The organism is Aquimarina mycalae (assembly GCF_029906345.1).
Lineage (GTDB): Bacteria > Bacteroidota > Bacteroidia > Flavobacteriales > Flavobacteriaceae > Aquimarina.
The window spans coordinates 276,270-300,837 of the sequence record NZ_JARYGY010000003.1 but is presented as its reverse complement, the minus strand read 5'-3'; the positions used below and the strand labels follow the sequence as shown (position 1 = coordinate 300,837).

The following is a 24,568-nucleotide window of genomic DNA, read 5'->3' as shown; positions in this document are numbered from 1 at the left end:
CAATGTAAATAATCGGGAAAATTTATTAGAATTACTATGGCAAAATTTAAATTAGACGAAGTAGATCACCAAATTTTAGACATGTTGATCGAAAATACTCGTACTCCTTTTACGGATATTGCAAAGAAATTATTGATTTCTGCTGGTACCGTTCATGTACGTGTTAAGAAAATGGAAGAAGCGGGAATTATTGAAGGATCTTCATTAACATTAGACTACAAAAAATTAGGATATTCTTTTATCGCTTATGTCGGTATTTATCTTCAGAATACCTCGCAAACCAAATTTGTATTACAAAGAATTAAAGAAATACCATTTGTAACTGTTGCACATATTACTACTGGTAAGTTTAATATCTTTTGTAAAGTTAGAGCAAAGGACACTAATCATGCAAAGGATATTATTTTTCAATTAGATGATATTGATGGTGTGTATCGTACAGAAACTATGATTTCTTTAGAAGAAAGTATTAATGATAAAAAACGCTTGATGCATTCTATTTTTCAGGATATGTAAAGGGCGATGCTATTCATATATAAACCCTTTAGGAACCAATCTTAGAGGGTTTTTTATTGTAAAATAATTTATTAATCAACCATATTAGTAACCACAATTATGGCAAGACAACCAAAAATAGAGCGTTTTAACCACAACGTTCTGACTAAGTATCAGATATACAATAGTATATTTATTACATTACCCTTTGATGAAATCACGAATACAGGGGTTTTACTTCCACTTTTTAAAGAAGTTTGCGAAAAAGGATATGATCAAAAGAAAAACCCTTCCGAAATTGTAGAAAACTTTTTTAAACTCTATCAAGATAATCCATCAGATAAAGAAAAACATGATCTTTTGTTTAGGTTTATTCAGTATATAGAGCGTCAGGTAGTATTATTTGATGCAATAGAAGATGCAGCTTTTCCTATTGTAAATAATATGGATGGACGTGGTACTTTGAGAAGTATCAAAGAAGAAGCGCAAGCAAAAGGACAATTAGAAGAACTAAAAGAGTATTTGAGAAGGTTTAAGATTAGACCGACCTTAACAGCGCATCCTACACAATTTTATCCTGGAACAGTATTAGGGATAATTCACGATTTGGATTTAGCAATTCGAAATAATGATTCGCAAGGTATCAAAAGATTGTTGGCGCAACTTGGTAAAACAGCCTTTTTCAAAAAGGAAAAACCAACTCCTTATGACGAGGCGGTAAGCTTGATTTGGTATTTAGAGAATGTATTTTATCATGCTGTAGGTACTATCTATAATTATATTCAACAAAACTTTTTTAAAGACGAAGATCTAGGAAATGATCTTATTAATCTTGGGTTTTGGCCTGGCGGAGATAGAGACGGTAATCCATTTGTGACTACAGAAACGACACTTAAAGTGGCAAAAAGATTGCGCAAAACAATTCTGATAAACTATTATAGGGATATGCGTAAACTAAAACGTAGAATCACTTTTGGTAATCTACAGGACAAATTAGGAGTGCTTGAAGAAGCATTGTATGAAAATTTCTATTATGCCAGAACGGCCGAACCTTTGTCTATTGATACATTGATGAATGGTTTATTGGAGGTGAGAGAAGAACTGATTGCCAAGCATCAGTCTTTGTTCTTAGAAGAGCTTCAGGATCTGATAAATAAGATAAAGATTTTTGGATTCCATTTTGGAACCTTAGATATCAGACAAGATTCCAGAGTACATCATAATGTATTAACTGAAGTGGTAAAAAGTACGAATGCGCTAGGCTTAGGGTTTTTTCCTGAGGATTATGATTCTTTAACAGAAAAGGATCAAATAAAAGTATTATCCAATACCACTGGAAAATTAGATCCATCTGTACTAGAAGATGATATGGCAAGGGCCACTATAGAATCTATATATGCTATCAAAACTATACAGAAGAACAACGGAGAACGAGGAGCAAACCGTTACATTATTAGTAATAACGGAAGTGTTCTTAATGTGATGGAAACTTTTGCAATGATCAGATTATGTGATTGGGAACAACCTTCTGTAGATGTGATTCCATTGTTTGAAACAGTTCCAGATCTGCAGGTTTCTCATCAAGTAATGGAAGCATTGTATAGTAATCCAGTGTATATGGAGCATCTAAAACGTCGTGGAATGAAGCAGACTATTATGCTTGGTTTCTCTGATGGAACTAAAGATGGTGGATATCTGATGGCTAACTGGGGAATCTTTAAAGCAAAAGAAGCCTTGACAGAAGTGTCAAGAAAATATGATATAAAAGTAGTATTCTTCGACGGACGTGGAGGACCACCAGCAAGAGGAGGAGGAAATACAAATCAATTTTATGCCTCTCTTGGACCAACAGTAGAGGATGAAGAAATTCAGCTTACTGTTCAAGGACAAACAATCAGTTCTAATTTTGGAACCTTAGATTCTTGTCAGTATAATCTGGAGCAATTGTTAGGAGCAGGAGTTGAAAACGAGTTGACTGCTAATGAGGCGAATCTTTTTTCCAAAGAGAATAAAGAAACAATGCAAGAATTAGCTGATATTAGTTATCAGACCTATGTTGATTTTAAAAATCATCCTAAGTTTTTACCGTATTTAGAACATATGAGTACACTTAAGTATTATGGTAAAGCTAATATAGGTAGTCGTCCATCTAAGCGAAGTAAGAGTAGTACATTAGATTTTGGTGATTTAAGAGCAATACCGTTTGTAGGTAGTTGGAGTCAGCTAAAACAAAATGTTCCAGGGTTTTATGGAGTAGGTACTGCTTTAAAAGTCTATGAAGATCGAGGAGAATTTGATAAAATAACATCCTTGTATAAAGGTTCAGCGTTTTTTAGGGCTTTAGTTGGAAATAGTATGATGAGTTTGACTAAATCATTTTTTGAGTTAACTTCATATATGAAAGACGATGAAGAGTATGGCGCATTCTGGAATATCATCCATGATGAATATGAATTGACTAAACGTCTTTTATTAAAACTAACAGGGTATTCTGAATTAATGGAAAATGAACCAGCAGGAAAGGCATCTATAGATATTAGAGAAAACATTGTATTGCCTTTGCTTACGATCCAACAATATGCATTGAAGAAGATTCAAGATATTACAAGATCTGGTAAAGATGCCAAAGATTTGGAAATCTATGAAAAAATGGTAACACGTTCTTTATTTGGTAATATCAACGCCAGTCGTAACTCGGCTTAAGAATAAATATCTTTTTAATTATATAAACCACAACAGTTTTACTGTTGTGGTTTTTTTTTTACCCAATATCTTGCCTAGAATAACAATAAACTTAATTTGGGACGATGTATTAGTGAATAGTATCAAATAGGGAAAAATATTCTTCGATAAAAAAAGAACCCTAATAAATCAGTGTATGGTCACTGTTTACGTATACAGTGATGCGTTTGCGTTATGCGTTAATCTAATATATAAAATTACTGAAAGTCCTTTCTGAAAATTGTCCATGCATTAGTAATAAATGTCCATTCCAGGATCTCTTGTTTAGTGCCAAATTTGCACTGTGACAAAAAATAAAGAAAATATGAAAACTAAAGTTCCATTAAAATTAATCGCCCTAGTAATGCTTCTAGGATCTTCAATTCAAACATTTTCTAAATCTATAAATAGTAATAACATGAACGACGTAAAAAAAGAAACAATCGGATTATTAGTAATTATGAAAGCTAAAGCAGGAAAAGAACAAGATGTTAAAAATTTTCTACTTGGTGGATTGGCACTGGTAAATCAAGAGCCCCAAACGGTATCCTGGTATGCATTTCAGATTGATGATAAAACCTTTGGAATCTATGACACTTTTGAAACAGAAGTAGGTAGACAAGCTCATTTAAGTGGTGAAGTTGCAAAAGCTTTATTAGCGAATGCAGATAATCTGTTGGAAAGCTTTGATGTCAGTAGAAGTATACAGGCAGTTAATGTGGTAGCTTCTAATCATAAACCTGGTATACAAAACAAAGGATTATTGGTAATTATGAAAGCTAAACAAGGAAAGTCTGGAGATGTAGAAAATTTTCTAAACGTAGGTAAGCAATTGGTAGGAGATGAACCAAAAACATTGTCCTGGTATGCTATCCAGTTAGATGAGAGTACTTTTGCTATATTCGATACTTTTAAAGAAGATACAGGAAGAGATGCACATCTAACAGGTAAAGTAGCTGCTGCTCTTATGGAAAACGCTCCTGTTATTTTGGAAAGTTTTGATGCATCAGCAATCCAAAAAATAGATATTTTAGCTTCCAAATAATTATTATCTTTAGAAAGGAGTGTTCAATGCACTCCTTTCTTTTTTGTATTAAGGAAGATTAATAGATGATTATGGCTCAAATTATTATTGATAAACAAAATGGTGAGTTAGCTTTTAGATTGGAGCAATTCAATGACCTAAATCAATTTGACCATTTGCAACGAAAAAATTATTACTCTATTATTTTGTTAAACGGAGGAATATATGAGTTAACAGCGGATTTTTCTAAATATGAATTGGAAGGAAATCAGATAATTTGTTTAGCTCCTTACCAGCCTTTTATGATTGCTTCTGATGAGCGATGCTCAGGATATCTGTTAAACTTTCATCCTGATTTTTTTTGTATCTATCGTCATCAGAATGAAATTGAAACCGAAGGAATCCTTTTCAATAATTTTCATGGACTTCCTTATTTTAAAATTTCTGAAGAAACTTTGTTTTTTAATTTAATAGAACAAATTTCAAAAGAGATGGATAAAAACTCTATTGCTCAACACGAAGTTCTTGTAGCTTTTTTGAAAGTTTTTTTAATAGAGGCGGTACGACAAAAAAGACAATTTGATAAAGATATTGTACCAAAATTTTCTGATAGTCAATCAGAGATACTACAAAATTTAGTAGATGCGATTGAGAATAATTATTCGAGCTTACATTCTCCTCAAGAATATGCTGATGTATTATGTGTTAGTCCAAAAACATTAGCAGGGATCGCAAAGAAGTACCTTAATCAAACACCTACTTCCTTAATTACTAATAGGATTATTATAGAAGCTAAACGTGAACTTTATTTAACTTCTAAACCAGTAAAACAGATAGCTGCTTTTTTGGGATATCAGGATGAATTTTATTTCAGTCGATTTTTTAAAAAGAAAGTAGGAGTTTCACCAGATATTTATAGAAAAACAGTTGGTTTTGCTAAGTTAGAAAAATGATAACTATTTGAAAACTAGAATCGGATTAGGTTGAAGGTTTGAAAATGACTCCATACAGATATAATAAACTTCTTATGAAAGTTCTGTTTAAAGAAAATAATGGTGAGCTATAAACAAAACATTATATAGCATCGTTCTGATACTAATTTGCCACATGAGAAATGTTAGATTTTTGAATAACAAAACATCTTGTAATGCTTTTAAAATATATCTAATTAATATATATTGGCAGCCTATCTAATGGTAACAATAATGGAAGACAATAAAGTGCTGAATTATATTAATAATGTATTGCAAAACATGCCCGCAGACTGGCTAAATCTAACTACTCATCGATTGGATATTTATGATGAAGAATTAGCAAAAACTCAATTTTTAGGGCAGTTTGAAATCCTGTTTAATACTAATAATTCTAGATCGTCAGCCCTAAATGAATTACCTACTGCATTTGATTATATTCGATTAGGTCATCCATTATCCTGTGTGTTAGAATGGGTTATAGCTAATTTAAATAGTATAAACTCAGAAAATGTAATAAGCTTTTCATCAAGGACAATTCCTGTGATGGCTGTGCTGCGAAAGAATTTGTTAGATAATAAAAATACTCAAATCTTATACTCTGGTGAGTTGCCAGATTTTTTTGATGCTCAAATTCTACGACAAGTTTATGGTTATACGTTTGATCTAAAAAAAATAACGCACACAAAAGAGATTTCAGAATTTGACGGTAGTACAATTTTGATTACAGAACAAGATGATGTTTGTAATTTTGATCTAACGCCAAATATTGATTTTTTTATTAATATTCATGTTGACCTAGGTAGTGTTTTATTAGTAAATGGTGAACAAAATGAAAGTTACGTGTCAGAAATTCAGCATGTAAGAAGAAGAGAGACTATTGCGATGACACCTGCTAATACGCTGATTGCTTTAAAATATGCATTACAAAAGACTTCTTCTGATGATAAGACTGCTAATCGAGAAACAAATAAAAACCAAGTCTTAAATTCAATAAAAAACATTACTGGTACTGATATAAAGGCACTTGTCGGTTCTAGTGGACTCTCTATGCAGTATGCTATTGTAATGGGACTTATTCATGATGCACAAGAAAAACATAAAGGAAAAGCGATCAAAATTATAGTTCCACCAAATTGTTATGGAGGAACCAATGACCAAGCAAGAAGAGTTGCCGCATGTATTGATACTATTGAAGTAATGGATTTACCAGTTGATGGCGGTAAAGACATGGTTCAGAGTATTGATACGGTTTTGAAAGAAATAGCAGAAGAAGATGCGATACCATATATAATTGCAGAGATTCCAACAAATCCAAGAGTAGAAGTCCCAGATCTTCAAAAATTAAAAGAGGTTTTAAGTAAGGAACGTAAAACTAAGAATGGAGAAATAGCGATTGATCCTGTTTTTATTTTAGACCAAACATTTTGCCCTAATGTACACTTTTTAGGTGAAGATGAAATACTTTCTTCGGTTAGAACGATTGCATATGTTAGTGGTTCAAAATTCCCTAGTGGAGGAAAATGTACAGCTGGTTACTGTGTGTCAAATAAAAAATCTGAAGATTTAATGCATAAAATAGCGTTGCATCTTAGACTTTGTGATAATGAAGCTACAAACCTTCAGATGGAATTATTGGCAGAGCAATTGCCATCTATGCTTCAAAGAATTGATGGTGCTTATAAGAATACTCGTGAATTTGTAAACTTTATTAACGATAATTTACCAGAAGCAAAAATTAATTTTGTTTCTGATGAATTGGCAAATAAAGGGTTTACACCATCTGTATTTTCATTAGATCTTCCTACTAAAGGTAATACCGAAGAAGAAAAAGAATCCTATAAAAGAGCATTAAATCTTACATTGATCAACCTAATGATAAAGGAAATTCCTAATGAAAGTAAGTTTTGTGTTAGTTACGGGCAGTTAAAAGGCTGTTATTGGACTATACCTGCCACTTCTACCCAAGGAACTACTAAAGAAGGAGATAAAGATTATATCGTGCGTGTAGCACTTTCGCCTAATCTAGATTTGGAACTTCATAAAAAGGTGTTTTTGGATTTTATTGAAAAAATGTAAAATAGTATATCCTTAACATAAATATGGTTTAAAAAACTTGATAGAAAGTGGTTACTATAACTCCTTTTGAATCCTTTGGAGTAATAGATAATAATTGTTTTTCTTCTTTTACTTTAAAATTAAACGGAGAAACCAATAAATTTAATCCACTTTGTTTTTTTAATCTAATTCCCTGTCCAGAAATTATATCTTTATTGGGTGTAAAAGTTCCTTCTGGTACATGTTCTGTTAAAATAACATATTTAAAATCAGCTAATTTAGTTACAATATTTTGTACTTCGGTATTTGATAAGTGTTGTAATACTTGTCTTAATAAAACACAATCTCCAGAAGGTAAATCGTCCGTTGCGATATCCAAACAATCGAACGCTAGATTTTCTTCTTTAAATGTTTCCTTATTACGTTTGATAAGGTCATCTACGATATCAATAGCTATATACTTTTTGGTATGTTTTACCAGAGCTTTTCCTACATTAAAATCTCCGCAACCTAAATCACATACTGTAATTGGGTTTTTGAAAGATTTTAAAAATGAAGTTATAACTTCGATATATGGTTGTATTATCTCTGGATGATGCGATCCAATACCAGAATAAAATTCAGAATTATGATCACCCCAAAGCTTCATTTCATAAACCTGTTTCATAGCATCTTTAGTTGGCCAAGGTTTCTTTTTTCTTTTTGTTTCGTTTTCTTGATCCATCATAATGGATTTACATAAGTTCTAAAAGCATTATTATACAGACTCTATACATAACTTTAAGACAAACCTACAAATTATCTATGGCAACAGATATTCTACAAACGATAATTCGATAGATAAAAATATTTCACAATTTTATTAGTACTTTAGATACTATAAAAATTAAATAATAGTATCATCATTTGTTAGCTTTAGTTTTCTAAATTATTGTGTTAGATATCATATGTATTAAATACATCTTGCTAATTGAAAAGACAGTAAATTCGAAACACTAACTATTATTAAATATGAATTGAATTGAAAAACAAGAATTGGAAAAAGTACATATTCGAATTTGTTTCAATATTTATAGCAGTTGTTTCGGCTTTTGCCTTAAATAATTGGAATGAAAACCGAAGGGATAATACTGCGAAACAAAAAATATTAGAAGAATTAAATAATGGATTAAAAAATGATATTGAAGATTTAAATATTAATCTTAATGGTCATAAGCGTGGTATTAAAGCTTGTGAGTTTTGGAGAAATGTAATTCAGAATAAAGAAATGACTCTTGATTCATTACAATTTCGATTTATAGAATTAACAAGAGATTATACATCATTACAAAATAGTTCTGCCTATGAAACGCTAAAATCAAGAGGCTTAGAGTTAATCGAGAATGACTCCTTAAGATCAGAGCTAATTTCTTTATATGAATATGATTACTATACTTTAAAAATACTTGAAGAAGAGTATGAAGAAATGCAGTATCAAAAGAATTATTTTAAAGAAATTAATGAATTCTTGGCTCCAAGTTTTGTGTTTGATGAAAATGGTGTATTGATAAGTCTTGAGACTCCAATAAATTTGAGTAAGAAACAAAAAAATATCTTGATGAGTTATTTAATAAAAATAGAATTAAACAGAAAAGGGGTTCTTAGATTTTATCAAAAAACTAAGAAAAAAGTAAAAAGTTTAGAGGAGAAGATAACAAAAGAATTAGATCGATAGTTTAATAGACCTTATCGATTTTGATTTCATTATTTAAATACATAAACATGTGGACTAATTATCTCGAAAAAAGAGAAACTGAACGTTTATTAATACGACCGCTTATTGATAAGGATGCTGCGGTTTGGCAAGAATTTATCATGGATGAAGTTGCTACAAAGTTTTTTCCTGATGATTGGAAAATGAAACCAGAAAAATCTAAGGAGTGGATTGATTTTCAGTTAAATAGGTATAAGGAGCAAAGATATGGTTTGCAAGCATTGATAGATAAAAAATCTGGTGAATTTGTTGGCCAATGTGGTCTTTTATTACAAAATATTGATGATAAAAACGAGATAGAAGTAGGGTATCATTTAATTTCACGATATCAAGGAAATGGATATGCAATAGAAGCAGCAAACGAATTCAAAAAGTTATGTTTTGAAAATAACCTGGCCACGTCAGTGATTTCAATTATTGATATAGATAACGTTGCATCCCAAAAAGTTGCAGAAAGAAATGGAATGATCAGAGGAGTAAGAACAACGTATATGGATATGGATGTTTTTGTATATAGAATAACATTAGAGCATTATACAAAATTGCTTGATAAATGATGATGCTAGTTAATAATATGAAAGATAGTTAGAAAACCCTTAATTAGGATATAGTCAATATATAAAATCACACAAATGAAACTCAAATATGCATATTTATTGTTAGCAATTCTTGGTCTTTGTTATACTTGGTATTTTAATATTCAGTTTTTTATGACTGAAGAAAATACTTCAATTCTGCATTATATTGCGCAAACAAAAACAACGTTCCCTGCAAAATCCTATAGTGCAGATTTGTTGGTAGTAGTATTCACCTTTTTTGTATGGTATATTCCAGAAGCAATTAAATTAAAAATGAAACATTGGTGGTTATTCATTCCGCTAACTTTTGTGCTAGCTATAGCATTTACTTTTCCGTTGTTTTTATATTTTAGAGCCTGTAAATTAGAAAAACTAAACGATGATAAATAGCGCGTTTTAAACGTTCTTGATTTCTTTTTTTGATTTCTTCCCAGAATAATAAAGAACTGTTAATGCTGTCATAGAATGAAATTAGAATTAGTACATTTCTATTTTTATTTATAATTATTTATTTATGCAATCTTATCTTACTCCAGAAGAATATAATCCGTATTATGGAACCTTTATTGATAAAGCTGAAGCTCCAAATATTATAGATGGTTTACAACAAAGCAAACAAGGGTTTTTGGATTTTGTGAATACAATTCCTGATGAAAAATTAACCTATGCTTATGCTGAAGGAAAATGGACCATTGCAGAAGTGTTACAGCATATTATAGATACAGAACGAGTGTTTGCATATAGAGCACTGCGTTTTGCTAGAAATGATAAAAGCCCTTTAATGGGGTTTGATCAAGATGAATATGTGCCTAATTCTAATGCTAATAACTATACTAAGAAAGAATTGTTGGATGATTTTAAGGCAGTTAGAAATAGTTCAATTACATTATTCAAAAGTTTTACAGATGATATGTTAATCAAAATAGGAGAGGCTAGTGGAAGTCCCATGAGTGTCAGAGCTTCTGGTTATATACTTTCTGGACATCAAAGACATCATGTAGAGGTAATTGAAGAACGGTATTTATAAACTCTATTACTTGATTTAAACCATGACAAAAATAGAAGTCGCAGAGCATTATCTTTCTTTTTTAGAGAAAGGAGAAGTAGATAAAGTAATTGCTCTTTTTACTGATAACGGGATCGTAGAATCTCCTTTGTATGGTGTGTTGCCAGCAAGGGAGTTTTATCGTGTCTTAGCAGAGGATACAAACGCTTCAGAATTACAATTAGATGGTGTTTTTAGCGAAAACAATTCAAATAGAATATCAGTACTTTTTAAGTATATATGGACCTTAAAAAATAATACTAAAGTAGAGTTTAAGGTAGTGGATATTTTAGAATTCTCTTCAGAAAACAAAATTGAAAAATTGATTATTATTTATGATACTATAGAGGCAAGAAAAATATTAGCAGCGTCTAAGTCATAGTATTGGGGCATATTCATCTTTTCTCAACATTAAATCAAAATAGTCAGAAAAATTGAAAGTATGAAATCCATTCCTTCCAAATGTTTTACCTACAAAATTTCTAGTGCGACCATCTTTTGTAACTTTATGCATATGTAATGCTCTGGAGTATTGGTAGGATGATTTTGATCTCATGGAAACAAAAGAATCAAATGCATCGATAGCAAACACCGTAATCCCTAAGTGTTTGGCTACTTTTATATCAAACTCAGAAACGGTTCTGACATTTTTTTTGTCTTTTCGCATTTCTTTTGGATGTCCATGTAGCTGAGCAAGAAGCATCAATCCTTCACCTACTCTTGGGGCACTGTTTAATCCAACTCCATAGGTGTTAATTACAATTTCTTTATTAGTTTTGAGTTCTGGAATCCAATCTCTTACGGCAAATATTTTTCCAGTATTGACATTCAAGACAATAAAAACTTGATTTTCAAGCCCTTCTTTCATCGTGTCATCAGCTACTTTTTGTATTTCTTGTTGTATTTGATTCTCGTCTACAGAAATGATATAACTATTCTTATGTAATTCACGAATACCAGGACGGGAATAAGTTCCTCCTTTTTCTTCAATTACATAATCCCATTCTCTTCTATCAATTACTCTTAGATTATTCGTTTTAGAACCATCTGAACCGAGCTGTTTTCCAGTAACTCGATCAATATAATAATCAGAGAATGCTATGGTAAAAGAAAAAGAGTTAAAGGTGCAAAACAAAGTTAAAATAAAGCATAGTATATTCTTAATCATTATTATATGTTTAAATCCTTCTTAAATTTAAACAATATTTTTTAAAGTCTCAATATCTAATTCATGACCTCCAGAATGAGTTTTGAATTCTATTTGGGGTAAAATATTCTGTACTCTTACTTTTTCTGCCTTCACTTTTTCTATTTCAAAATAAGGATCTTTCTCTCCTAAAATATGAGTTATAGTAGTTGAGTTGGTTAGAAATGCAAAGTCATCTTTCTCGAGTTCTTTAGGAAAACCTCCAGAAACCATTACAAAAGCATCAGGTTTTATCTTTCTATTGGCGATCCATCTACTAGCAATACTAACACCTTGAGAGTATCCTAATACCACGAATTTTATGTTTTCAGGAAGCTGTTCAGCATCAATTACTGAATCTACATAATTAAGAACGTTTTTAGTCTCAGTAACCGTGTTTTCCTTTGTTAGCCAACTAGAACCTACCTTTTTATAATCATTGTTTTTATAATATTTAGACGGAGCCTGCGGAGCAATAATGTAATTTTTTTCAGAATTCAGACTTTGAAAAAGACGAATAAAATATCTGCTTAGGTATCCTATTCCGTGAAAAACAAGCCAAACTGTTGTAGTCTCCTTGGTTAATTCATTTAATGTATCATACGTATTTGTAGATTGATACATAACTTCTTTTTGCATAATCAGTAACTTTTTATAATTGAAACCATTCATCTATAATTGACCACAAGATATTCTGATTTTTCTTTCTAAAAAAATCAAAATGACCAATTGTTTTCAGGTTGTAATCTGATGGTTTTAAGTGTTTTCGAATTGTTTTTGCATTCTTATAAACACGATCTCCCAAGATGTCAACTGATTTTTTCGGAGCAAAAAGGTCATCTTCAATACTAATTAGTAACATAGGTTCATTAATATCTCGATAATGGGTTTCAGAATTATCTTTAGTAAAATGTAGCATAGAATCAGGATGTAACAAAAATGTAGCCCAATCATTTGCAGCTTTAGTAGTTAATGGCCTTCCTAGTCCAAACCATCCTGATGGGTAATACCCTAATATGGAAGTTGTGATAGGTACAAAGAATTTAAAGTTTAGATAAATCAAAAGCTGCATTCTTGTAGTAAAATGCTTGTAATAACCAAATTGAGATCCGATAGTAATATATTTGTCATAATATTGATATGCATCACTAAATCCAACACTATTCCCTCCGTAACTATGTCCAATCATATATTGATAATTATCAGGAAATTTCTCTTTTACGTATTTAGAAATAGCTTTAAAATCCATTGCCCATGAAAAGAAACCATGATCTTTTAGAGATTTAATACTTTGGGATGTAGAAGTGCCAATGCTGCGATAATCAAATGTAATTACATTACACCCTTTTTTAGCAAGATATGTTGCCATACTGAAATAGAATTTCTGCGGAACCGCAACTGCAGGTGCAAAAACAATGCTTTTGTGTATAGATGATTCAGGAACGAATTCATGTACAGAAATGGGATGTCCATCAATAGATTCGATAGTGTATGATTTCATAATTAAGCTTTAAGAATTATTTTTTCCATTCTGGAAACAGCATTATTAATGTATTTATGATCGTTGTATATTCTCATCAATAAAATACCACCTTCCAAATCCTGAACCATTTGCTCTGCTAAAGCAAGTGATTCTTGTTTAGAATAGTTTGGCGCTAACAATATTTGAAGTCCATTAATAAAATCTTCAAAAAAGTGTTTTATTTCATCTTTATAGACAGGATTTAGATGAGCAGTTTCTAAAGCGGTATTGGCCATAATACAACCACTGTTTGCATTTCGAAACATTTTATCTATAAGCTTGCGTAATTTATCCAACTTTTGCTTAGTAGTTAAATCGTTGTTTTCAATAACCTTAAATAGGTTGTACTTAAAATAACTATTCACCGTAGAAAGAACTTCTTTTATCAGTTGTTCTTTATTACTGAAATAGTAATAGAAATGTGATTTTTGAATACCACAAGCTTTAGCTAATTCGCTCATGCTGCTTTTACAGATACCACGTTCTCTAAGTATCGGAATAACTGTTTGCAAGACTTCTTCTTTGGATGTTTTTGTTATTGGCATTTTATTGAACGTTCGTTAAAATAATAAATAAATATAGTTAGAATTATTTAATGTCATTGTTTATTTTTACTTAAAATTTAAACACTATGAATTTAACCGAAGAAGAAATACTTAAACAATGTGCTAAAATGTGCGAGAATACGCTAATGGAGACATTGGAGATTTCTTTTTGTAAAGTGGGGAAGGACTATTTAATAGCCAAAATGCCAGTTACACCAAGAGTTCATCAACCTGATGGTGTTTTGCACGGAGGAGCAATGGTGGCTCTTGCTGAAAGTGTTGGTAGTGCAGCTTCTTATATGTTTTTGAATTCTAAAGAATTTTATATTCGTGGTATTGAAATATCTGCTAATCATGTAAAGAGTGTTAAAGAAGGGTATGTATATGCAAAAGCAGAAATAGTACATCCAGGAAGGACTACTCAATTATGGGATATCAAAATACGAGACGAAGAAGATAATTTGATTTCTATTGTAAAATTAACAACGATTGCACTTCCCAAATCCAAGTAATATGGATGTCGAAGATATTTATATCAAAATCCAATCTCAATTGGATCATCAATTACCTTTTGTGGTATATCGAAAATCAGGAGAACAAAAGTTACATGCTCTTCTGCAGCATGATGATGACATGTATCTATTGGAAACAACCAGTGATTCTGGGTTTGTATTTGCACCATTTGATAGTATAAAGAAGTCAATATTGATTCCGACAGAAAATAGCGATTGTTATGATATTACTATTCCGAATAATAATAAAATGTCTATTGATGTAAAGAAGAAAAAGCAATCGATTAATACGAGTATAGCGGCTAAAAAAGCACATATAGAGCTGGTTGACAAAGGTGTTAAGGCAATTCAGGATGATTTTTTTAAAAAAGTAGTATTGTCCCGTAAAGAGGAAATACAGTATTCTTCGGATAGTCCTTTAATGGTGTTTAAACGATTGATTCGTAGTTATCCTAATGCCTTTGTTTATTATTGGTATCATCCTTTGGTAGGAACATGGCTTGGTGCTACACCTGAAACTTTGGTGAAAATTAGAGGGAATCAGTTTTTTACAATGGCTTTGGCGGGTACGCAGCCTTATGTAGATACTGTTCATGTAGATTGGGGACTAAAAGAGATAGAAGAGCAGTCAATGGTTACGGATTTTGTGTTACAGGAATTATCAACCAAGGTGAATGACATCAAAAAATCTGAAACATATACCTATAAGGCAGGAACACTTTTGCATCTTAGAACGGATATAAAAGGTACTCTGAATGAAAAAACAAGTATTGGAGAAGTTATAAAAGCATTACATCCTACTCCTGCCGTATGCGGTTTACCTAAAAACGAGGCAAAATCTTTTATAGTTGAAAAAGAACAATACGATCGAAAATTTTATACAGGATTTTTAGGAGAGCTGAATTTCAATCAAAACGGAACAACAGCGTCTAATTTATTTGTGAACCTTCGCTGTATGGAATTAAAAGCTGATAAAGCTATAGTCTATGTAGGAGGAGGAGTTACTAAAGATTCTATTCCAGAAAAAGAATGGGAGGAAACTGTAAAGAAGACTGAAACCATGAAAAAGGTTTTGCAGTAAATTACTTCCAAAAGGTTGGCTTTAATTAAGCCTATATCGTAATTTAGCGTTTCGAATGAAGAAACATTTATATTCCAAAATTCCTTTGTCGCAGACCATTGTTGCTTTATGTAAAGCAAAGGGAATTGATCATATAGTTATATCTCCTGGATCTAGAAATGCACCATTAATCATTGGTTTTACTGAAAACCCTGATATGCATTGTTATAGCATTGTAGATGAACGGTGCGCTGCATTTTTTGCATTAGGGATTGCACAACAAGTAAAGAAGCCTGTGGTTTTAGTATGTACTTCAGGTAGTGCATTATTAAATTATTATCCAGCTATTGCTGAAGCTTTTTACAGTGATATTCCTCTTGTGGTATTAAGTGCAGACCGCCCTATTGAGCGCATTGATATTGGAGATGGACAAACAATACGCCAGAAAAATGTGTTCCAGAATCATATCTTGTACTCCGCAAATTTATATTCTGAGATTGTACCCGAAATGGAAGTAGGGGATCTTAAAATCAAGCAGAAACAGCATGAAGCACAGAAACATAATGAAAGAGAAATTAATTTGGCGCTTAATGCGGCAATAGAAAATAGTGGTCCAGTTCATATTAATGTTCCCTTTTATGAACCTCTATATGATACAGTGAATGAACCTACAATCGTTCCCAAAAATATTCCTGTAGAAACTGTAGAGCATCATATTTCTGAAACTTTGCAATCAAAAATGCTTACTGAATGGAATAAAGCGAAACGAAAAATCATTTTGATAGGTGTAAACTCACCTGATCATATTGATCAACAATGGATTGATTGTTTTGCAGAAGACCCTTCAGTATTAGTGTTAACAGAAACAACTTCGAATATTCATCATGCTTCTCATATAAACTGTATTGATCAATTAATAACATCATTGCAAGAAGATGAATTTAAAGAACTACAGCCTGAAATCTTATTGACTTTTGGAGGAATGGTGGTTTCTAAACGTATAAAGGCTTTTTTACGAAATTATCAACCCAAGGTACATTGGCATATCGATAAGAAAAAGGCATATGATACCTATTTCTGCTTAACAGAACATATAAAAATGAAACCTAATTCATTTTTTTCTGATTTCTTACCAAATACGCAACCAATTAAAAATGATTATAAATCTTACTGGTTAACGATAAGAGATCAAAGAAGGTTAAAACATAAAGAATATTTGGAAAAAGTTGATTTCACAGACCTTAAAGTGTTTGAAACTATTTTTAATTTTATTCCTGATGGACAATTGATTGAGTTAAGTAATAGTTCAACAGTTCGCTATGCTCAATTGTTCTCTTTAAACCCAAGTTTTAAAGTGTATTGTAATAGAGGTACTAGTGGTATTGACGGTAGCACATCTACTGCAATTGGAGCTGCAGTTGCTTCTGGGTTACCTACAACGCTTATTACGGGTGATCTTAGTTTTTTTTATGATAGCAATGGATTATGGAATGATACCATCCCTTCTAATTTTAAGATTATCTTAATTAATAATGAAGGAGGAGGTATTTTTAGAATTTTACCTGGAAAAACAGAAAGCAATAATTTCAGTACTTATTTTGAAACTACGCATAATCTTACTGCTAAGAAATTATGTGAGATGTTTCAGATCGAATATCATGAAGCGAATGAAATGCAAAGTTTAGTACATGAAGTAGAAGAACTGTATGTTAAGAATAATCGTCCTCAATTATTAGAGGTTTTTACACCAAGAAAAAGGAATGATAGTGCTTTAATCGATTATTTCAAGCATTTTATCTAAAAATCTCCTTTTATTATAATTTATAAATGAATTATTCATTTATAAAAAGATTATATTTGAGATAACATAATAAATTAACTAAAACCTAAAACATTATCATCTTATGAGTAAAAGAGACGAATTAATTACTAAGTATGCTGCTGATATCAAAGATAAAATTGGTCAGACACCAGATGTGGATTTTTTAACCAAAGTTACTATAGGTTGTGGACCTTCTATTTACAATAAAGATGCTGCTACAGTATCTGGAAGTGATCAGGCAGAATTAGATACAGTAAAGAAAAATTTCTTAATCAAAAAATTAGGTCTTTCTGATGGACCAAAGTTAGACGAAGGAATTGCTTCTGTAATGGATGCGTATGGTAAATCTAACCGTAATAAATATAGAGCAGTAGTATATTACCTTTTGGCTAAGCATTTCGGAAAAGAATCTGTTTACAAATAGAAAACGGTTCAGAAAAAAATACAAGGTGTTCCTATTGGAGCACCTTTTTTGTTTTAATTGATTAATAGGACAATTAAAGAATTATCTTTGCGCAAAAAAATAAGACATGCTTAAGCTTGGTGTATATAATACTTTAGAAATAGTTAGAGAAAGAGATCAAGGAGTTTATCTCAGTGATGATGATGGAAATGAAGTTTTATTGCCAAACAAATATGTTCCTAGCGAATTCATGATTAGGGATGAAATCAAAGTGTTTTTGTATTTAGATCATGAGGAACGAATTGTTGCCACAACTTTAGAGCCTTATGCTACAGTGAACTCATTTGCATATCTAAAATGCACTAATGTATCCGAGATTGGTGCTTTTATGGATTGGGGTTTGGAGAAAGATCTTTTTGTTCCTTATAAAGAGCAAGCTTCTAAAATGAGAGCTGGTAGTTGGTATCTGGTTTTTGTATATCTTGATGAAAAAACAAACAGGTTAGTAGGTTCTAGTAAGACGAATGCTTTCCTAGATAATTCTTTGGTGTTATTATCACCATACGATGAAGTAGATTTGATAGCTTCACATCCATCTCCTTATGGTTGGAACATGATTGTAAATCAAAAATATTTAGGATTGGTATATGAAGATGAGGTTTTTCAGAAAATTACTCCTGGTGATCAACTTAAGGGATATGTAAAAAAAGTTCGTCCAGATGGTAAAATTGATCTTACTTTACAGCGACATGGATTTAGAGCAATAGAACCTAATGCTCAACAAATATTAGATGAATTAAAATCTAGTGGAGGCTTTATTGACCTTAACGACAAATCAGATCCTAATGATATTAAAGAAGTTTTTCAATTAAGTAAGAAAAGTTTTAAAAAAGCTATAGGGTCATTATATAAGGCAAAAAAGATTGTAATAGAAAAAGATGGAATTCGATTAGTAGAATAATCTTTTTATTATTTACGGTTTATTATAAGATAGCTATCAAAATTTAGTAGGTTAGGGGTACACCAGTTACAGGACAATATATTCCTGTATAAGAACCAGCATCTCTATAAGCTGTGTTTTTAATACCACCATTATTGGTTGAGCTACTATTATAACCACCGCTTCCAGTAATTGTTATTCTCCCTCTTCTTTCGTTTAACCCAGATGGAATTGCTAGGGCATAATCAGATTGGATATATTTATTTTCTGGTAGTTGAAGAAAGTCAGTGGAGTCTTTTCTTAGATGTTGCGTACGTAAATCTATCGTAAGGTCTATTTCCATTAACTGGTAATTTCCTGTAGCAATTCTTTGGTTTATGAATGAAAGTGAAGGAGTGATCTCCTTTAATTCTATCACATAGTACAATTCCTCTTCAGATAATTTATTGTCTAATTCTTCCCATTCTACTATGTAAATTGGTTTTTCTTGTCCAAAAGAAACAAAACTTACTGTACTAAAAAGCAATCCGAAAAAGATATTCTTAACCATTCTAACTGATGTATTTTTTTTAAAAGTATCAAAAATCGTGCAAAACCTATGTTAATTTAAGTGAAATATACAAAATATCGATTTTTTAACTTGATTTAACTCTACTGATCGTATAGCTTGATACAATATATTGTATTATTTTTGATAGCACTAAATAAAATACAATGAGTTCAATAAACTGGAAAACTGCAAAAGAATATCAAGATATAACCTATAAAAAATCAAATGGAGTTGCACGCATTGCGTTTAATAGACCGAATGTTCGTAATGCTTTTAGACCTAATACAACTAGTGAACTGTATGACGCTTTTTATGATGCACAAGAAGACACTTCAATTGGAGTGGTTTTATTGTCCGCGGAAGGTCCGTCTACAAAAGATGGTGTATATAGCTTTTGTAGTGGAGGTGATCAAAAAGCTAGAGGACATCAGGGATATGTGGGACAAGACGGTATGCATAGATTAAATATCTTAGAAGTTCAACGGCTTATACGTTTTATGCCAAAAGTGGTAATAGCTGTAGTTCCAGGATGGGCTGTAGGTGGAGGACATAGCTTGCATGTGGTTTGTGATCTTACACTAGCTAGTAAAGAGCATGCGATATTTAAACAAACAGATGCTGATGTAACTAGTTTTGATGGCGGATATGGTTCTGCATATTTAGCAAAAATGGTAGGGCAAAAAAAGGCTCGCGAAATTTTCTTTTTAGGAAGAAACTATTCGGCACAAGAAGCATATGAAATGGGGATGGTCAATGCAGTTATACCTCATCAAGAATTAGAAGAGACAGCATATCAATGGGCGCAGGAGATTTTAGAAAAATCACCAACATCTATAAAAATGCTAAAATTTGCTATGAACCTTACAGATGATGGTATGGTTGGTCAACAGGTTTTTGCGGGAGAAGCTACCAGACTAGCGTATATGACTGAAGAAGCTAAAGAAGGTAGAAATGCATTTTTGGAAAAAAGAAAACCTGATTTTAAGGATGTAAAATGGATCCCTTAATATTAAAAGTGCTCTAAATTTGCATTACATCATGGAAAATAAAGAAGACGAATTATTATCTGTACAATATAGGATCGAAAAATCTGGAATGAAACAGCAAAAGCTGGAGAATCGTCTTGCATCTATTTCAGAAGAATTAAAGAGAAGTAAGAGAAATAGTTTAGTCTTCATGATTTTTTTTCTCACTGTAATAGCAGTGATGGCTGGCGGGATGTATTATTTAAATCAAAACAATGACGCAGTTCCTTTGAGCCAAGAAGAGAATACACAAACTGATTTGGATGAAATAAAGGGAATTAACGATTCGCTCCGAAAAGAATTAACAAAGCTAAAGTCTGATATTGCTGATTATCGTAAAGAGTTTATTGTTGTTACTGATAGTACTAAAACATCAGTTGTTGATACAACCGATACGGATAAAACAAAATTAAAATATATACGGAAACACTGTTTTGTAAAAAGAGTTTTCAGAAATAATGGAGTAGTTTTTATCGAAGTAGATTTTATTGAGTACTTTAAAGGGAAAAGAGCAGTAAAGAAGGCTAAGGAAAACAATGATGCAGAGTATGATATCAATAAAGAAGGTGATACCTTGTATTTTTTATATGATAACTATTATGTATATAATAAAGATACTAAGTTAATTAGATTAGAATTAAATGATAAGATAAGAATCCAAGACGTAAATCAAATTTCGAATGGGTTTCCGTTAAAGGCCTTCCAGAGAATTATTAAGGATAATCCGATTATGATTATAGAGATACGTGATGGAATAGTATATAAAATGACTAAACAAAAATTACCATAAACTTTTAATAAACTGCTCTTAATCCCCTGTAAAATGCCAGATATTAAAAATGAAGATCTTTTATCATTACACTATCAAATAGAAAAAGCTGAGATAGAACAAAGGAAGCTGGAAGATCTATTAAATGATAAATCAGTAGAACTTAAAAAAAATAGAGCATCTAAGATGATGCTTAAAATACTTTGTTCAGTTTTATTGATAACTACACTCACTTTGATAGTGTATGCTGTCTTTTGGGTGGACAATGATAAACCTATTACAAATAATAATAAAGAATTATCCTCTTTTCAGTTAGAAATAAATACGCTTAAGAAAGAATTGAGTCAATTAAAAAATGATCAATTAAAGAATAATGATTTAAAAGAGCTCTATTTGTATAGGAGTTTGATTAATAAAGATACTGTATACTCTGTGCAGATTCAATCTTTTACAGATGATAAGATTTCATTGGTGTCAGAAAAATTCACGAATGCATTGTTTTATAATGATTCGTCTTATTACAAATTCAGTCTTGGAATTTTTGAAACATTAACAGAAGCCCAAGAATTTAGAAAAACTCTAATACGATCAGGAGTTATTGATAAGAATATCTTTGTGATATCTTATAAAGAAGGTGAGCGCATCAGAATTGAAAACCCTTTTTAAAACTATTATCTTAATTTAGGATAACTCGCTGGATCAACTTCATTCATGAGTTCATATACTTTCTCAAAAATGTCTTCTGTAGATGGTTTACTAAAATAATCTCCATCGGTACCAAAAGCTGGGCGATGTGGTTGTGCGCTTAGTGTTTGCGGTTCACTATCAAGATACTGATATATATTCTGCTCATCAATTAGCTTGTGTAATATGTATCCTGTAGCTCCTCCTGGAACATCTTCATCAATGATCATAACTCTATTCGTTTTAGCAACACTCTTTACGATGTCATGAGTTAAATCGAAAGGAATAAGAGATTGCACATCAATTACTTCTGCATTAATACCAACAGATAACAGCTCTTTAGCAGCTTGTTCAACCAGTCTTAGTGTTGACCCATAAGAAACAAGAGTAATATCATTTCCTTCTTTTATAGTTTCAACCACGCCTAGAGGAGTTCTTATTTCAGACAGATTAGCAGGCATTTTTTCCTTAAGTCTGTATCCATTAAGACATTCAACCATCACAGCTGGTTCATCACTATCTAATAAAGTATTATAAAACCCAGCAGCTTTAGTCATGTTCCTAGGAACAAGAATATGAATACCTCTTAGTAAATGAACTAAACCACCCATTTGGGAACCAGAATGCCATATTCCTTCTAATCGATGTCCTCTGGTTCTAATGATTAAAGGGGCTTTTTGTTTAGCAAATGTTCTATACCTTAAGGTAGCAAGATCATCACTTAATCCTTGTATACAGTATAATATATAATCTAAGTATTGAATCTCTGCGATTGGTCTAAGACCTCGCATTGCCATGCCTATTCCTTGTCCAATGATGGTAGCTTCCCTGATTCCTGCATCAGAAACTCTTATTTCACCATACTTTTGTTGTAAACCTTCAAGTCCTTGATTAACGTCACCAATTTTACCACTATCTTCTCCAAAGATTAAAGACTCTGGTACTCGACTAAATATTTGATCAAAGTTGTCTCTAAGAATTACACGACCATCCACCATTTCCGCATCTTCAGAGTATTCTGGCCTTACCTCTTTAATGTTGGTTACATTAGAGTCGAAATCATTATAAAGATGATCACTATATTTAGGTTTAATTTTTGCGGTATACTGATTAATCCAGTTCTGAAGAGCTGTTTTTTCAGGATAATCTTCTTTAGTAATATATCTTAGTGTTTTTCTAGTAGCTTCAAGAATATCTTTTCGAATAGGTTCATCCTTATCAGCTAAGGTTTTTACTAAAGGAGATATAAAATTCTTATTAGCACTTTTATTTTCTACTGCTTCTAATTGAATCAGTGCTTGCTTTTGTTCATCTTTAATTTCTGATAAATAAGCATTCCAGGCACTATTTTTACCTTGTCTTACTGTTTTTTTAGATGATTTTTCTATTTCTAGTAATTCATCCGCTGTAGCTACGTTATGTTCAATTATCCATTCTTTGAATTTCTTATTACAATCATGCTCGCGCTCCCAGTTTAAACGTTCTTCGCTTTTGTATCTTTCGTGAGATCCAGAAGTAGAGTGTCCTTGGGGTTGTGTTAATTCTTTTACATGAACTATAACAGGGATATGTTGTTCTCTGGCTAAGTCTTCTGCAGTTTCATAGGCTTCTACCAGTGCAGGATAATCCCAACCATTTACGACAATGATTTCATATCCATCGTGTTTTTCATCACGTCTGAATCCTTCAAGGATTAATGATATATTTTCTTTTGTAGTCTGGTGTTTTGCATGTACAGAAATACCATATTCATCATCCCAAATGCTAACTACCATAGGAACTTGTAATACACCACCTGCATTAATAGTTTCCCAAAATAGCCCTTCGCTTGTACTGGCATTACCAATAGTTCCCCAAGCTACTTCATTACCTTTGATAGAAAAATTAGTATGCTCAGAGACACTTTTTTCGTTTCTGTATACTTTAGATGCTTGAGCTAACCCTAATAATCTAGGCATCTGACCTGCAGTAGGAGAGATATCGGCACTAGAGTTTTTTTGTTTGGTAAGGTTTTTCCAGGTACCATCTTCATTAAGACTATGAGTCGCAAAGTGACCACCCATCTGTCTTCCAGCGGCAAAAGGCTCTTTTTCTATATCAGTATGTGCATATAGACCTGCAAAGAACTGTTCTACAGAATATTGTTCTATAGCCATCATAAAGGTTTGATCACGATAGTATCCAGATCTAAAATCTCCATTACGAAAAACTCTAGCCATCGCTAACTGTGGTAATTCTTTTCCACCACCAAAAATTCCGAATTTAGATTTTCCAGTCAGAACCTCTCTTCGGCCCAACAAACTACACTCTCTACTTATTAAAGCGATTTTGTAATCTCTAAGTATTTGATTTCTATATTCTTCAAAAGAAATATTAGGTGTAATAGTTGTTTCAGGCTGCATGTGAACGATGTTTTACGGTGTGCAAATTTAGCTAAAATTAACGCCATTTCCAAGTGTGAAAGTCTTAAATTTATTGATGATAATTCAGTTAAAACGTATTTTTGTTATTGAATTATTGTTTTAGTGGTTTATTTTAAGACTTGGTTAACAAATATTCAAAATTTTCACATTTGTAATAATACTCTGATTATTTATATACAATTGAATATTTTATAAATTTTTAATGATATAAATATTTTTCTATCTATATCATATGTAATAAGTTGATTATGTGTTGTTATAAAGCTTTTTAGTTGCGTAAAAACCTGTTTTTTATTCGTTAGTTATCACAATTATTACACATTTTGTCATACCATAGAAACCTGATTTTTTTAATTTTTAATCAAAGGATTTATTAATTATCCAAGGAATTGAAAAAAATAGCATATTTTAGAACATACGTAGAAAACAATACAGGAATCATTAGATCTTTTCTTTAGTGATCGAGGATTCTAAGAAATAAA

25 protein-coding genes are annotated in these 24,568 nt (G+C 31.6%); 18 read left to right on the top strand and 7 right to left on the bottom strand.

Annotated features, from left to right (window positions below; translation table 11 throughout):
* Positions 1 to 36: 36 nt before the first annotated feature.
* The 5 genes from QBK95_RS09110 to QBK95_RS09090 all read left to right on the top strand — a co-directional run bounded on the left by QBK95_RS09110 (position 37) and on the right by QBK95_RS09090 (position 7,290).
* Positions 37 to 516, top strand: coding sequence for an Lrp/AsnC family transcriptional regulator (locus tag QBK95_RS09110; RefSeq protein WP_280932839.1), 480 nt, complete (start codon positions 37 to 39; stop codon positions 514 to 516).
* A 99-nt stretch (positions 517 to 615) separates the two neighbouring features.
* Positions 616 to 3,198 (top strand): phosphoenolpyruvate carboxylase, encoded by a 2,583-nt coding sequence (locus tag QBK95_RS09105; RefSeq protein WP_280932837.1) that lies wholly within the window; start codon positions 616 to 618, stop codon positions 3,196 to 3,198.
* 343 nt (positions 3,199 to 3,541) lie between these two features.
* A complete protein-coding gene (locus tag QBK95_RS09100) occupies positions 3,542 to 4,261 on the top strand; it encodes a putative quinol monooxygenase (RefSeq protein ID WP_280932835.1) in 720 nt (239 codons plus the stop codon).
* A 71-nt stretch (positions 4,262 to 4,332) separates the two neighbouring features.
* Positions 4,333 to 5,193: a helix-turn-helix domain-containing protein gene (locus tag QBK95_RS09095; RefSeq protein WP_280932834.1), complete on the top strand. Its 861-nt coding sequence runs from the start codon at positions 4,333 to 4,335 to the stop codon at positions 5,191 to 5,193.
* Positions 5,194 to 5,445: 252 nt separating this feature from the next.
* Positions 5,446 to 7,290 (top strand): PLP-dependent aminotransferase family protein, encoded by a 1,845-nt coding sequence (locus QBK95_RS09090; RefSeq protein WP_280932832.1) that lies wholly within the window; start codon positions 5,446 to 5,448, stop codon positions 7,288 to 7,290.
* A 28-nt stretch (positions 7,291 to 7,318) separates the two neighbouring features.
* Here the strand turns inward: QBK95_RS09090 and QBK95_RS09085 are convergent, their stop codons facing one another.
* Complete coding sequence (locus tag QBK95_RS09085; protein ID WP_280932830.1) at positions 7,319 to 7,996, bottom strand: class I SAM-dependent methyltransferase; 678 nt, start codon at positions 7,994 to 7,996, stop codon at positions 7,319 to 7,321.
* A gap of 294 nt (positions 7,997 to 8,290) precedes the next feature.
* Here QBK95_RS09085 and QBK95_RS09080 point away from each other — a divergent pair, with 294 nt between their 5' ends.
* The 5 genes from QBK95_RS09080 (at position 8,291) to QBK95_RS09060 (ending at position 11,027) form a co-directional block, all read left to right on the top strand.
* On the top strand, positions 8,291 to 8,983 hold the full coding sequence (locus tag QBK95_RS09080) for a DUF6090 family protein (protein ID WP_280932828.1): 693 nt from the start codon (positions 8,291 to 8,293) through the stop codon (positions 8,981 to 8,983).
* Between the two features lie 47 nt (positions 8,984 to 9,030).
* Positions 9,031 to 9,579, top strand: a complete 549-nt coding sequence (locus QBK95_RS09075) for a GNAT family N-acetyltransferase (RefSeq protein WP_280932826.1) — start codon at positions 9,031 to 9,033, stop codon at positions 9,577 to 9,579.
* A 75-nt stretch (positions 9,580 to 9,654) separates the two neighbouring features.
* A complete protein-coding gene (locus QBK95_RS09070; protein WP_280932823.1) occupies positions 9,655 to 9,990 on the top strand; it encodes a DUF2834 domain-containing protein in 336 nt (111 codons plus the stop codon).
* Positions 9,991 to 10,114: 124 nt separating this feature from the next.
* Positions 10,115 to 10,627 carry a DinB family protein gene (locus QBK95_RS09065; RefSeq protein WP_280932821.1) on the top strand — a complete coding sequence of 171 codons (513 nt, stop codon included), beginning with the start codon at positions 10,115 to 10,117 and terminating at the stop codon, positions 10,625 to 10,627.
* A 22-nt stretch (positions 10,628 to 10,649) separates the two neighbouring features.
* The gene (locus QBK95_RS09060) at positions 10,650 to 11,027 is read left to right on the top strand and encodes a nuclear transport factor 2 family protein (protein ID WP_280932819.1); all 378 of its coding nucleotides are present in this window, start codon (positions 10,650 to 10,652) and stop codon (positions 11,025 to 11,027) included.
* Here QBK95_RS09060 and QBK95_RS09055 read toward each other — a convergent pair.
* The 4 genes from QBK95_RS09055 to QBK95_RS09040 are packed head-to-tail and all read right to left on the bottom strand — an operon-like array spanning position 11,022 to position 13,898.
* Positions 11,022 to 11,813, bottom strand: coding sequence for a hypothetical protein (locus tag QBK95_RS09055; RefSeq protein WP_280932818.1), 792 nt, complete (start codon positions 11,811 to 11,813; stop codon positions 11,022 to 11,024). The genes QBK95_RS09060 and QBK95_RS09055 overlap by 6 nt on opposite strands.
* 27 nt (positions 11,814 to 11,840) lie before the next feature.
* Positions 11,841 to 12,470 (bottom strand): alpha/beta hydrolase, encoded by a 630-nt coding sequence (locus QBK95_RS09050; protein ID WP_280932815.1) that lies wholly within the window; start codon positions 12,468 to 12,470, stop codon positions 11,841 to 11,843.
* Between the two features lie 13 nt (positions 12,471 to 12,483).
* Complete coding sequence (locus tag QBK95_RS09045; RefSeq protein WP_280932814.1) at positions 12,484 to 13,332, bottom strand: alpha/beta hydrolase family protein; 849 nt, start codon at positions 13,330 to 13,332, stop codon at positions 12,484 to 12,486.
* A gap of 2 nt (positions 13,333 to 13,334) precedes the next feature.
* Positions 13,335 to 13,898, bottom strand: a complete 564-nt coding sequence (locus tag QBK95_RS09040; protein ID WP_280932812.1) for a TetR/AcrR family transcriptional regulator — start codon at positions 13,896 to 13,898, stop codon at positions 13,335 to 13,337.
* Between the two features lie 86 nt (positions 13,899 to 13,984).
* On the opposite strand from QBK95_RS09040, the gene QBK95_RS09035 reads away from it, so the two are divergent.
* The 5 genes from QBK95_RS09035 (at position 13,985) to QBK95_RS09015 (ending at position 18,656) form a co-directional block, all read left to right on the top strand.
* Positions 13,985 to 14,410: a PaaI family thioesterase gene (locus tag QBK95_RS09035; protein ID WP_280932810.1), complete on the top strand. Its 426-nt coding sequence runs from the start codon at positions 13,985 to 13,987 to the stop codon at positions 14,408 to 14,410.
* 1 nt (position 14,411) lies between these two features.
* Entirely contained in the window at positions 14,412 to 15,491 is a 1,080-nt protein-coding gene (locus tag QBK95_RS09030) for a chorismate-binding protein (protein ID WP_280932808.1), read from the top strand.
* A gap of 55 nt (positions 15,492 to 15,546) precedes the next feature.
* Positions 15,547 to 17,271: a 2-succinyl-5-enolpyruvyl-6-hydroxy-3-cyclohexene-1-carboxylic-acid synthase gene (menD, locus tag QBK95_RS09025; protein WP_280932806.1), complete on the top strand. Its 1,725-nt coding sequence runs from the start codon at positions 15,547 to 15,549 to the stop codon at positions 17,269 to 17,271.
* 103 nt (positions 17,272 to 17,374) lie between these two features.
* A complete protein-coding gene (locus QBK95_RS09020; RefSeq protein WP_280932804.1) occupies positions 17,375 to 17,716 on the top strand; it encodes a DUF2853 family protein in 342 nt (113 codons plus the stop codon).
* A 106-nt stretch (positions 17,717 to 17,822) separates the two neighbouring features.
* On the top strand, positions 17,823 to 18,656 hold the full coding sequence (locus QBK95_RS09015) for a CvfB family protein (protein WP_280932802.1): 834 nt from the start codon (positions 17,823 to 17,825) through the stop codon (positions 18,654 to 18,656).
* A gap of 43 nt (positions 18,657 to 18,699) precedes the next feature.
* Here the strand turns inward: QBK95_RS09015 and QBK95_RS09010 are convergent, their stop codons facing one another.
* A complete protein-coding gene (locus QBK95_RS09010) occupies positions 18,700 to 19,185 on the bottom strand; it encodes a hypothetical protein (RefSeq protein WP_280932800.1) in 486 nt (161 codons plus the stop codon).
* 164 nt (positions 19,186 to 19,349) lie between these two features.
* Between QBK95_RS09010 and QBK95_RS09005 the strand changes: the two genes are divergently transcribed.
* From QBK95_RS09005 to QBK95_RS08995, 3 genes are read left to right on the top strand one after another with little or no spacing between them, the layout of a single operon-like run.
* Complete coding sequence (locus tag QBK95_RS09005) at positions 19,350 to 20,192, top strand: 1,4-dihydroxy-2-naphthoyl-CoA synthase (protein ID WP_280932798.1); 843 nt, start codon at positions 19,350 to 19,352, stop codon at positions 20,190 to 20,192.
* A gap of 31 nt (positions 20,193 to 20,223) precedes the next feature.
* The gene (locus QBK95_RS09000; protein WP_280932797.1) at positions 20,224 to 21,000 is read left to right on the top strand and encodes a hypothetical protein; all 777 of its coding nucleotides are present in this window, start codon (positions 20,224 to 20,226) and stop codon (positions 20,998 to 21,000) included.
* Positions 21,001 to 21,033: 33 nt separating this feature from the next.
* On the top strand, positions 21,034 to 21,645 hold the full coding sequence (locus tag QBK95_RS08995) for a hypothetical protein (RefSeq protein WP_280932795.1): 612 nt from the start codon (positions 21,034 to 21,036) through the stop codon (positions 21,643 to 21,645).
* A gap of 5 nt (positions 21,646 to 21,650) precedes the next feature.
* Here QBK95_RS08995 and QBK95_RS08990 read toward each other — a convergent pair whose 3' ends face one another.
* Positions 21,651 to 24,065 (bottom strand): alpha-ketoacid dehydrogenase subunit alpha/beta, encoded by a 2,415-nt coding sequence (locus tag QBK95_RS08990; RefSeq protein ID WP_280932794.1) that lies wholly within the window; start codon positions 24,063 to 24,065, stop codon positions 21,651 to 21,653.
* Between the last annotated feature and the right edge of the window lie 503 nt (positions 24,066 to 24,568).